Below are 8300 nucleotides of genomic sequence, written 5' to 3'. Positions count from 1 at the left end.
GGGTGGGGGGTGCTCATGGGGCGTCTGCCTTGCTTTGTTGGCTGCTCAAGTCGGCTGATTACTCAAGTGGGCTGATTACTCAAGGGCGTTGGGCACCCCAGAGCGCTGGGAGCTCAAGGGCACTGGGAGCTCAAAGGCACTGGGCACTCAAGGGCGCTGACCGCTCGAGGGAACCGCGCGCAGCAGCGCGTCGAGGGCGTCGAGGATCCACGGCCACGTCTCCCCCGCGTCGGGCGCGCTGTGGCTGAAACCGCCCACCGTCTCCAGGCTGACGAATCCGTGGAAGACGCTGCCGAGGAGTCGTACGGCGTGGGTCTCGTCGGGCTCCGACAGCTCGTAGCCGCGCAGCAGCGCGCGGCTCATCCGCGCGTGCCGGGGCCCCGCACTGGCGGCCGCGGTCTCCGGGTCGAGTGGGTACCGGGCGGCGGTGTAGCGGCCGGGGTGCTCGGTGGCGTAGCCGCGGTAGGCGTCGGCGAAGGCGGTCAGGGCGTCCCTGCCGGCGCGTCCGGCGACGGCGTCGGCGGCCCGGTCGGCGAGCTCATCCAGGGCGAGCAGCGCGATCCGGGTCTTGAGGTCGTGGGAGTTCTTCACATGCGAGTAGAGGCTCGCGACCTTCACGTCGAAGCGTCTGGCCAGCTCGGAGACGGTGACGTGCTCGAAGCCGACCTCGTCGGCGAGCTCGGCGCCCGCTTGCACGAGCCGTTGCGTGGTCAGTCCTGCTCGCGCCACTGCGCCGCCTCCCGTTTCACCGATTTCTCCGATCCGATTTCTCCGATCCGAAGATTTCCTACAGCAATAGTGCATCTACCTAACACCATTAGGCAAATCCCCATAGGGCAAGGGGCATGCACCCGCCCCAGGCACCCACGCACCGCAGGCGCGACAAACGCCACGACACCCGACCGCGCACGATCATGGGAACGTGTGTTCTATTGTGTGGCCAGTGCTACCTAGGAGGCGCCATGCGCTGGGACAACCTGCTCTCCGACGACTCCGCGCTGTTCGGCGCGGACGCCGTGACCACCCGGACCTTCGACACCCCTGAGTTCCGCGGCGTCACCTTCCACGAGATCCGCGCCCGGTCGATCCTGAACCGCGTGCCCGGCGCCTCCCGCCTGCCCTTCGAGTGGACCGTGAACCCGTACCGGGGCTGCACGCACGCGTGCGTGTACTGCTTCGCCCGCAAGACGCACAGCTATCTGGACCTGGACACCGGGCTCGGTTTCGACTCGCAGATCGTGGTGAAGGTCAACGCGCCCGACCTGCTGCGCCGCCAACTGGCGTCCGCGCGCTGGCAGGGCGAGCACATCGCGATGGGCACCAATGTGGACTGCTATCAGCGGGCGGAGGGGCGGTACCGCCTGATGCCCGGCATCATCGCGGCGCTGCGCGACCACGCGAACCCCTTCTCCATCCTGACCAAGGGCACGCTGATCCTGCGCGACCTCGACCTGCTGCGCGAGGCGGCCGCGGTCACCGAGGTCGGCATCTCCGTCTCCGTCGGCTTCATCGACGAGACCTTGTGGCGCACCGTGGAGCCGGGCACCCCGGCGCCGGAGCGCCGCCTCGACGTCGTACGCACCCTGACCGGGCACGGCATCGGCTGCGGTGTCCTGATGGCCCCGGTGATCCCGTTCCTCGGCGACTCCCCCGGCCAACTCCGCGCCACCGTGCGGGCCATCGCCGCCTCCGGCGCCACCTCGGTGACCCCGCTGGTGCTGCACCTGCGCCCCGGCGCCCGCGAGTGGTTCATGGCCTGGCTCACCGAGCACCACCCCCATCTCGTACGCCGATACGAGCGCCTGTACGCGGAGGGTCCGTACGCGCCCAAGTGGTACCAGCGCCGCATCACGCGCCATGTGCACGAACTGGCGCAGGAGTACGGCATCGGACCGAGCCCTTCCACCCAGCCCCGCGCCCCGATAACCGACACCACGCGCGTGCGCCCGCGTGACGAGCGGCCCACCCAACTCACCCTGCTGTGACCGGCACCTGAGCACCCACCAGACACCGGACACACTGGGCACCAGGCACCGGACGCCAGAACCTCAACAGCAACCCCCGTAGCACCCATTGGAGTCGACTTACCAGATATCAGCGCAAATCCTCACAGAGCACTGCTTTCCGGGCGGCCTTTCCGAGACGATGCGGGACCGGGACTGTGCCCGCACAGTCCGAACTCCTCCGTCTCGGGAGGCCAGATGAGATCTCGTGCCGTCGCCCTGTTCGGCGCCGTCGCCGTCGCCGCGGTAGGGGGCATGCTCTCCGCGATTCCGTCCGCCGCGACCCCGCCCACCGCAAGCACCACAGCCCCACCGGGCACCGCAGCCGCACCCACCACAAGCACCGCCGCCGCACCCGGAACCGACGCCCTGAACTGGAAGGACTGCCCCACCAAGTCCTATCCGACCCTTCAGTGCGCGTCCCTGAAGGTGCCCCTCGACCACCGGCGCCCGGCCGCCGCGCAGGGGCGGCAGATCACCCTCGCCCTGTCCCGTGTCCCGCACACCGACCGTGCCGGATTTCAGGGACCGCTCCTGGTCAACCCCGGTGGCCCCGGCGGCAGCGGCCGCACCCTCGCCGGGTTCGTGGCGGGCGCGCTGCCCAAGGAGATCGCCGCGCAGTACGACGTCATCGGCTTCGACCCGCGCGGCGTCGGCGCCAGTGAGCCCGCGCTCGACTGCAGCCCCGGCCACTTCGACCCGGTGCGCCCCGACCCGCTCGCGGCGACCGCCGCCCTGGAGCGGGCCAACGTCGACCGGGCGCGGGCCTTCGCGACGGCCTGCGGCGAGAAGTACGGGGACTTGCTTCGACACCTCGGCACGGTCAGCGCGGCCGAGGACATCGAGGTGATCCGCCGCGCCCTGGGCGCCGAGCGAATCAACTACTTCGGCTACTCGTACGGCACTTACCTGGGCGCCGTCTACGCCAAGCTCCACCCCGACCGGGTCCGCCGGGCCGTACTCGACTCCGTCGTCGACCCGACCGGCGTCTGGTACCGCGACAACCTCGACCAGAACCTCGCGTTCGACGCCCGCCACAAGGCGTTCACCGCGTGGGTCGCGCGGCACGACAGCACGTACGGGCTCGGCACCGACCCGGCCGCCGTCGAGGCCGAGTGGTACGCGATGCGGGCGACCCTCGCCCAGCACCCCGCGGGCGGCAAGGTCGGGGCGGGCGAGCTGGAGGACACGTTCATCCCGGGCGGCTACTTCAACGGCTACTGGCCGGACCTGGCCGAGGCGTTCGCCGCGTACACGCACGACCGGGACACCGCCCCGCTGCTCGACGCGCACAAGAAGCTCGGGGCGGTCGACGCGGACGGCGACAACGGCTACTCGATGTACGCGGCGGTGCAGTGCCGGGACGCCAACTGGCCGCGGAGTTGGGCGACCTGGCGCGCGGACACCTGGAAGACGCACGCCAAGGCCCCGTTCATGGCCTGGAACAACGCCTGGTACAACGCCCCGTGCGCGTTCTGGCCGACCACGCAGCTCGACCCGCCGGACGTGACCAACCGCGAACTGCCCCCGGTACTCCTCTTCCAGGCCACCGAGGACGCGGCGACACCGTACGAGGGCGCGGCCGTCCTGCACCGCAAGCTCCGCGGGTCCAGCCTCGTCGTGGAGCGGGGCGGCGGCAACCACGGCGTCACCCTCAGCGGAAACGCCTGCCTGGACCGGCACTTGACCACGTACCTGGCCACCGGAGAGGTCCCGCGCGGCACCGGCCAGGGCGCACCGGACGCGACCTGCGCCGCCCTGCCGGACCCGGAACCGGACCCGGAACCGGAGCCGAAGTCCCAGCCCAGGTCACGCACATCGGCCGACGGCAACAGCAACAGCAACAGCAACAGCGGCACCACACTCCACGGCCTCATCGGCAGACACCGCTGACCGCCCGCCGGGGCGCACCCACACACGTGCGTCCCGGCACGCCCGAGGGCGAAAGGGAGACGACCACTGTCAGAGCCGCCTCGTAGGGTGCGCTCATGGACGTACGCGTGCGGGAGATGACGGAGCACGACTGCCCCTCCGTGGCCGAAATCCGGGTGCGCGGCTGGCAGTTCGCGTACGCGGACCTGATCCCGCGGTCCTATCTCGACGCGATGGACGTCACGAAGGACACCGCGCGATGCGGCGAACGATTCGCGCGGGGCGACCCGGCCGTGGTGGGGCTCGTCGCCGAACGGGACGGCGCGATCGTCGGCTGGGCCAGCTTCGGCCCGTACCGGGACAGCGATCTGCCGCCCACCGACACCGAGTTGTACGCGCTGTACGTGCACCCCGAGCACATCGGCACCGGCGCGGGGCGGGCCCTGATGGCCGAAGTCCTGGCCCGCTGCGCGGCATCGGGGGTGCGGCGGCTGCTGCTCTGGGTACTGAAGGAGAACGCCCGCGCCCGGCGCTTCTACGCGCGCGCGGGTTTCGGCCCGGACGGCGCGGAGGAACAGTTCGCGGTCGAGGGGGTGCCGGTGCCGGAGGTCAGATACGCGCGAACTCTGCCCTGAACACGGCCTGTTGAGGGACCGGACCTCCTACAGCTCCCCCCTACAGCTCCCCCTGCGACTCCTCCGACAGCTCCCTACAACTCCCTACAACTCCCTACAACTCCCCGATCCGAGCCAGCGCCGCCGTCGCCGCCGCCGCGAGCCGTGGCTGCGTACGCGCCGCGACGAGCACCGGCACCGCCCGCTTGTCGGCCAGCGCGCCGAGCCCCTCCACACAGGCGAGCGCTATCCGCCAGTACGGGTCGTGCGGCGAGGCGAGCCGTCGCTCCAGAGCGGTGATCAGGGCGGGCGCCGACTCGGGGGCGCGCAGCGCGGTGAGCAGCCGCACCGGATGCAGGGCGTAGGCGACGCGGAGCTCATTGGTGGCGAGCGCCGCGGCCGCACGCGCGGTGCGCGGGTCACGGAGCCGGGCGAGGGCGTGCGCGGCACCGGCGCAGCGCTCCGGGTCCCGGTGGTTGAGCAGCAGGACGAGGGCCTCGAACGAACGCCGGTCGCCCGCGCGGCCGAGCCGGAACGCGGCCAGTTCGCGGGCCCACAAGGGCTGTTGGGGCGCGACGAGGACGCCGGCGAGTTCGTCGTGGTCGTCCGTCCCGCTCAGTCGCTCGAAGTGCGCGGAGCCCGCGGACTCCTTCCGCAGACGTTCCGTGACCGATCGCGACTCTTCGTCCATGACGGTCAGCGTAGCGATCGTCACGCAGCGGCAGGAGGGGGCGATCAGCGGCAAGAGGGCGCGATCACACGTGAGGCGATCCAGGTCACAGTGCCCGAGGACTGGCGCGCTCGTTACTCGCTGGTTAAGCTCATAAGAGCGGGTCACACCCGCGACCCTCTCGGCGGCCTGGTGACGCAGCCGCCGAGCAAGTCGGTTCGGCTCGGTACAGCACGACGCTCACGACATGGCCCGGGGACAGGGCCTGTCGACCTCACCCTCACCGGATCCGCCCGCATGCCGCGCGGCCCGGACCTCGACAGCTCAACTCCCGCACGCGCAGAAGCGGTTCACCCGCTGCGCGCCCCGGCGGCCCCTCCGCCGTACCGCCGCGCGCCGTGCGCCCCTCTCAGTCGTCACTCACACTCTTCTGGAGTCCGCGATGGACCGTACCTCCCTGCACACCGTCGCCGTCATCGGCCTCGGCACCATGGGCACCGGGATCGCCGAGGTCCTCGCCCGCGCGGGCCGCGAGGTCATCGGCATCGACATCAGCGAGGCGGCCGCCGCTCAGGCCGTCGGCGCCCTCGAAGCCTCGACCGCACGGGCCGTGCGCCGCGAGCGCCTGACCGAGCAGGAGCGGCGCGACGCGCTCGCCCGCTTCCGCACCTTCACCGATCTGCAGGCCGCCGCCGAGGCCGATCTGGTGATCGAGGTCGTGCCGGAGTCGTACGAGATCAAGAACCAGGTCTTCCGCGAGCTCGACGGCATCGTGCGCCCCGACGCGATCCTCGCGACCGGCACCAACGCCCTCTCCGTGACCCGGCTCGCGGCCGACTCGGCCAAGCCGGAGCGCGTCGTCGGCCTGCACTTCTTCAACCCCGCACCGGCCATGAAGCTGGTCGAGGTGGTCTCCTCGGTGCTCACCGCCCCGCAGGCCGTCGAGGCGGTCACGGCGCTCGCCCTCGACCTGGGCAAGGAGCCGGTCTCGGTCGGCGACCGCCCCGGCTTCGTCGCGGACGGGCTCCTCTTCGGCTACCTCAACCAGGCCGCCGCGATGTACGAGGCCAAGTACGCCTCCCGCGAGGACATCGACGCCGCGATGAAGCTGGGCTGCGGACTGCCGATGGGCCCGCTGGCGCTGCTCGACCTGATCGGCGTCGACACCGCGCGCACCGTCCTGGACGCGATGTACGCCGACTCCCGCGACCGGCTGCACGCCCCCGCGCCGATCCTGAAGCAGCTCAGCGAGGCCGGCCTGACCGGGCGCAAGACGGGCCGCGGCTTCTACACGTACGCGCAGGCAGGCAGTGACGAGGTGGTGCCGGACGCGCTCACTCCGGCCGCCACTGAGGGGACCGCGCAGGGCCGCACCGTCAGCTCCGTGGGCGTCGCGGGCTCGGGCACCATGGCGTCCGGGATCGCCGAGGTCTTCGCGAAGGCCGGGTACGCGGTGGTGCTCGCCGCGCGCAGCCAGGAGAAGGCCGACACCGCGAAGGCCCGGATCGGCAAGTCCCTCGCGCGTTCCGTCACCAAGGGCCGGATGACGCAGGAGCAGGCCGACGCGGTGCTCGCCCTGGTCACGCCCGCCGGGAGCCTGGACGCGTTCGCCGAGGTCGACCTCGCGGTGGAGGCGGTCGCGGAGGACCTGGAGGTCAAGCAGCAGCTGTTCGGGACGCTCGACAAGGTCTGCAAGCCGGGCGCGGTCCTGGCCACCACGACCTCCTCGCTGCCCGTCGTCGCCTGCGCCCGCGCCACCTCGCGCCCGCAGGACGTGATCGGCATGCACTTCTTCAACCCGGCCCCGGCGATGAAGCTGGTCGAGGTGGTCCGCACGGTGCTGACCGCGGACGACGTGCACGCCACGGTCCGCGAGGTGTGCACGAAGATCCGCAAGCACCCGGTGGACTGCGGCGACCGTGCCGGGTTCATCGTGAACGCGCTGCTGTTCCCGTACCTGAACAACGCGATCAAGATGGTGCAGGAGCACTACGCGACGCTCGACGACATCGACGCCGCGATGAAGCTCGGCGGCGGCTACCCCATGGGCCCCTTCGAGCTCCTGGACGTCGTCGGCCTGGACGTCTCGCTCGCCATCGAGAAGGTGCTGCACCGCGAGTTCCGCGACCCGGGTCTCGCCCCGGCGCCGCTTCTGGAGCACCTGGTCGCCGCGGGGTGCCTCGGCCGCAAGACGGGCCGCGGCTTCCGCGAATATGCCAGGCGCTGAGTCGCACGCCGGCTGGGGCGGGCTGCTCGGAACGTCGGGCGGCCCGCTCCCGGAGGCGCGGCCAGCTGCGGACATGCAGTACGTTCGATCCATGCCCAAGGCCGCCAAGTCCCCTCGTACGCCCGCTTCCGCCGACGCCCCTGAGACCCCCGCAGGCTCCCGCGCCGCGGCCCAGCGGCTCAAAATGCGCCGGGAGTTGGCGGCCGCCGCGATGGAACTGTTCGCGACCAAGGGGTACGAGGCGACCACCGTCGACGAGATCGCCGCGACGGCCGGGGTCGCCCGGCGGACGTTCTTCCGCCACTTCCGCTCCAAGGAAGAGGCGATCTTCCCCGACCACGACGACACCTTGATCCGCGCCGAGGCGGTGCTCAACGCGGCCCCGCCGCACGAGCACCCGCTCGACACGGTGTGCCGGGGCATCAAGGAAGTCATGAAGATGTACGCGGCCTCGCCGACGGTGTCCGTGGAGCGCTACCGCCTGACCCGCGAGGTGCCCACCCTGCGGGAGCGCGAGATCGCCTCGGTGGCGCGGTACGAACGCCTCTTCACCCGCTATCTGCTCGGCCACTTCGACGAGCAGGCGCACCACGACGGCAACGACGACCCGCTGCTCGCGGAGGTCGCGGCCTCGGCCGTGGTGACCGCGCACAACCACGTGCTCCGGCGCTGGCTCCGGGCCGGCGGCCAAGGCGATGTGGAGAACCAGCTGGACCACGCGTTCGCGATCGTCCGGAAGACCTTCGGGTCCGGGATAGGCGCGGGCCGGGAGACCACTCTCCCGGCCCCTGCGGCGACCGCCTCCGCGCACGGCGAGGTACTGGTCACCGTGGCCCGCACGGACGCTCCGCTCGACGAGGTCATGCGCACCATCGAGGCGGCCCTGCGGGACCACTGACCACACCCGCTCCACC

General features: G+C 71.4%; 7 protein-coding genes. 5 read left to right on the top strand and 2 right to left on the bottom strand.

Annotated features, from left to right (window positions below):
• Positions 1 to 147: 147 nt before the first annotated feature.
• Positions 148 to 729 (bottom strand): TetR/AcrR family transcriptional regulator, encoded by a 582-nt coding sequence (locus GUY60_RS30170; protein WP_187370163.1) that lies wholly within the window; start codon positions 727 to 729, stop codon positions 148 to 150.
• Between the two features lie 233 nt (positions 730 to 962).
• Here GUY60_RS30170 and GUY60_RS30165 point away from each other — a divergent pair, with 233 nt between their 5' ends.
• The 3 genes from GUY60_RS30165 (at position 963) to GUY60_RS30155 (ending at position 4510) form a co-directional block, all read left to right on the top strand.
• Entirely contained in the window at positions 963 to 1985 is a 1023-nt protein-coding gene (locus tag GUY60_RS30165) for an Rv2578c family radical SAM protein (RefSeq protein WP_161703513.1), read from the top strand.
• Positions 1986 to 2201: 216 nt separating this feature from the next.
• Entirely contained in the window at positions 2202 to 3896 is a 1695-nt protein-coding gene (locus GUY60_RS30160) for an alpha/beta hydrolase (protein WP_161703511.1), read from the top strand.
• A 95-nt stretch (positions 3897 to 3991) separates the two neighbouring features.
• Positions 3992 to 4510: a GNAT family N-acetyltransferase gene (locus GUY60_RS30155; protein WP_161703509.1), complete on the top strand. Its 519-nt coding sequence runs from the start codon at positions 3992 to 3994 to the stop codon at positions 4508 to 4510.
• 94 nt (positions 4511 to 4604) lie between these two features.
• Here the strand turns inward: GUY60_RS30155 and GUY60_RS30150 are convergent, their stop codons facing one another.
• Complete coding sequence (locus tag GUY60_RS30150) at positions 4605 to 5180, bottom strand: HEAT repeat domain-containing protein (RefSeq protein ID WP_161703507.1); 576 nt, start codon at positions 5178 to 5180, stop codon at positions 4605 to 4607.
• Between the two features lie 421 nt (positions 5181 to 5601).
• On the opposite strand from GUY60_RS30150, the gene GUY60_RS30145 reads away from it, so the two are divergent.
• Together GUY60_RS30145 and GUY60_RS30140 are read left to right on the top strand one after the other, a co-directional pair.
• Positions 5602 to 7386 (top strand): 3-hydroxyacyl-CoA dehydrogenase family protein, encoded by a 1785-nt coding sequence (locus GUY60_RS30145; protein WP_161703505.1) that lies wholly within the window; start codon positions 5602 to 5604, stop codon positions 7384 to 7386.
• Positions 7387 to 7477: 91 nt separating this feature from the next.
• On the top strand, positions 7478 to 8284 hold the full coding sequence (locus GUY60_RS30140) for a TetR family transcriptional regulator (RefSeq protein WP_246235825.1): 807 nt from the start codon (positions 7478 to 7480) through the stop codon (positions 8282 to 8284).
• The last annotated feature ends 16 nt before the right edge of the window (positions 8285 to 8300 follow it).

Source organism: Streptomyces boluensis (genome assembly GCF_009908195.1).
Lineage (GTDB): Bacteria > Actinomycetota > Actinomycetes > Streptomycetales > Streptomycetaceae > Streptomyces > Streptomyces boluensis.
The sequence above is the reverse complement of the archived record's forward strand: the minus strand, read 5'-3'. Positions and strand labels throughout refer to the sequence as shown.